This is a genomic window from Rhodospirillaceae bacterium (assembly GCA_040219235.1).
Taxonomy (GTDB): domain Bacteria; phylum Pseudomonadota; class Alphaproteobacteria; order Rhodospirillales; family Rhodospirillaceae; genus WLXB01.
In genome coordinates, this window is sequence record JAVJSV010000018.1 from 1 (window position 1) to 2,214 (window position 2,214).

Here is a 2,214-nt window from a genome sequence, read left to right on the forward strand (position 1 = left end):
AAATGTCATGCGCGTCCCAGAAGCTTTAGACCTCTGCCCGGAGCTTGTTCTTGTCACCCAACGCCCAGACCTGTTCCGCCGGGCACATAATGCCCTGCTTAACGAGATCGCCTGCGCAATCCCGATTGAGACGGTCAAATCGATTGATGAAATGACCTGTTTGATGAGGAAGAAATCGCCAACATCACTCCCTTACGCAATTACCCTAATTAGTTCCATTGGTGCTGATGGGGGACAATTAGTAAATCAGAGAGCGAGAGCTCTTTAGGAGCAGGTTGCGTAAACAAGTTCATGGAATTTATTTCCGGCCTAGAACTCACAAAAATAATCCTGATATACTAATTTGTGTCAGAAAATAACCCATTATAAAAATTCAATTTACATCAAAATTAGTATTTTGCGCAGCTTCAGAAAGATTGGGTGACGCTATGTCGCAGGTTCAAAAAAAGATAGTTGCAGCTTCGCAGCATCATCAGGCCGGAAACTATAGAGCAGCGCAAAAGCTATATAAAGAGGCTCTGGCATTATCTCCAGGCGAAACAGAAGCTCTTAGACTGCTATCACTCTTATACAGTGAAACTAATGAGTCGAAGAAAGCGATATTTACAATAAGCCATGCGCTTAAAATCGCTCCAGAGTCTGCGCTATTACATTATACTAAGGGCAATATTTGCTTGAAGTCGCAAGAAGATAATGATGCTAAATTAAGCTACCAGAAAGCTATCGGGATTGACCCTAATTTCTTAGGCCCAATGGTAAACTTGGGCAAACTTCTTAGAAAGGAGGGAGATCTCACAGGTGCGCGTAAACAATTCAACAATGCCCTCAGGCTTAATGCGCAGAGCAACGAAGCGTTAACTTATCTTGGTATTGTACTCTGCCAACTCCCTGTCGAAACCAATATTGAAATTAGGGAAGCGGACCTTCTTTTAACTCTCGTGAAAAGAATAAAGACCAGAAACGAGGGGGTGCTCTCTATTCTCGGACAATCTTCAATGAAGTTTATCGCGATGATAGCTCTCAGCTTTAAGCATAACGAAATGGAAGCTAAGTATTTAGAGGCACTGAATAGCCTATCAGTCATGAGTTACGACAAGCTATCCGAACTACGCTATGTCGCATGGGCAAAGTATATGCTTGGTTCTCGTGACAGTGCTGCGATGCTTCTGGGTAACTATTACAGTATAATGAGCAAAGTAAAATTTGAGACAAATGTTGCTCAAAAAAATCTTTTTGATTTTCAGAAGGAGTTACCAGATATCTCTGGTGCCTGGCCGCCAACTTCTACGCGCCCTATAATATATGCTGCAGCTACGTGTGATTATCTAAACAAATTTGCCATACCGTTCGTTCAATCTGTTTTACACAGCTCCGATAGATGTGACGTGCATATACACGTGCTAAACTCGAGAGACGAAGATTTTGATCCCGCTGTGAGTTTGGCTGACTTTCCCGTTGGTCGTGTCACGTGGACAACTGAAGAGCTAGGTCAGAGGACAAAGGCGGCATATGCCAGTTGGCGATTCTTGCGTTTACCTGATCTGCTTTTGAAATCAAATCGAGTGGTGGTTTGTCTCGATATAGACTCAATAGTAAGAAATGACGTTGCTGCGGCTATTGAAAGTTTATTGCCTTTTGATGCACTGGTTTATGACGAGCGGAACGAGATATGCGTCTCACAACTGTTTGCCGCCGGTTTTGTCGCTGTTGCTCCGACAACACAGGGAAGGAAATTTTCAGGTCTGGTGGCCTCGTACATATTCAACTTTGTTAAAGAAGGTAAAGAAGAATGGTTTGTTGATCAATTTGCTTTGCTCATATCTACGAGTTGGCTTCGAGAAAAAGAAACAGATTGCAACATAGTTAGTGTTCCATGTGATTTCCTTGATTGGGATGAGTTTGCCGATACAAGTCTAATATGGACGGGAAAAGGCGATAAAAAGACAAGCATACCTAATATTATCAGTTAGAGTTCCTTATTCTATTTGCCCAAGATAACAAAAAGGCCCCGCAAGCGGGGCCTTTTTGTTGGCGACGAAGACAGGCATGACCACGCGCAATAAGTAAGCCTACAAAACGACGATGAAGAACGGCAGCGCTGCGAAACTCTCAGCACCGCTATTGATGCTTTAAACCGGAAGTTCGGCAAACGCGTGGTGACGCTTGGGCCATGGACCCCACCGCCCGGCGGCTATGCTGGCGGTAAAATTGCCT

The 2,214-nt window shown here is 43.9% G+C and carries 2 protein-coding genes; both read left to right on the forward strand.

Annotated elements, in window-relative coordinates; genetic code table 11:
• A partial coding sequence (locus tag RIC29_17535; protein ID MEQ8736729.1) for a hypothetical protein occupies positions 1–268 on the forward strand: 268 nt, incomplete at its 5' end.
• Positions 269–428: 160 nt separating this feature from the next.
• On the forward strand, positions 429–1,970 hold the full coding sequence (locus RIC29_17540; GenBank protein MEQ8736730.1) for a tetratricopeptide repeat protein: 1,542 nt from the start codon (positions 429–431) through the stop codon (positions 1,968–1,970).
• Positions 1,971–2,214 lie beyond the last annotated feature (244 nt).